Source organism: Xanthomonas populi (assembly GCF_002940065.1).
GTDB lineage: Bacteria > Pseudomonadota > Gammaproteobacteria > Xanthomonadales > Xanthomonadaceae > Xanthomonas > Xanthomonas populi.
This window is the reverse complement of sequence record NZ_MDEJ01000362.1, coordinates 1-366: the sequence shown is the minus strand read 5'-3', so window position 1 is coordinate 366 and position 366 is coordinate 1. Positions and strand designations below refer to the sequence as shown.

Genomic DNA, 366 nt, shown 5'->3' with positions numbered 1-366 from the left:
CATTGGCGATTGGGAGTTGGACACCATCCGTGCCTCGCACCGCAAGGCCGTGGTGGTCAGCATGACCGAACGTCGCAGTCCCCTGCATCTGCTTGCCTACTCGCCCGATGGCACGGCCGAGAACGTGCGTAACGCCATCGTCCAACGCCTGGGCAACTGCGCCACGCCGTGCATACCCTGACCGCAGACAACAGCAAGGAATGTGCCGATCATCGACTCATCGCCACTGCGCTGCAGGCCGATGTCTACTTGGTTTTCTGGCTGTTGCGCGTTGATGCAGTTAGGGGTCAGGCTCTGAGGTTTCCCCACGTTTTCCCGAGATAGATCAGCTGGTTGCACCCGGATCGTGTAGAAACAAGTGCGCGC

1 pseudogene is annotated in these 366 nt (G+C 60.1%); it reads left to right on the top strand.

The annotated features are described in order from the left end of the window. Nucleotides 1-249 (top strand): annotated as a pseudogene (locus XpopCFBP1817_RS21285) (IS30 family transposase); the annotation flags it as partial. Nucleotides 250-366: the final 117 nt, after the last annotated feature.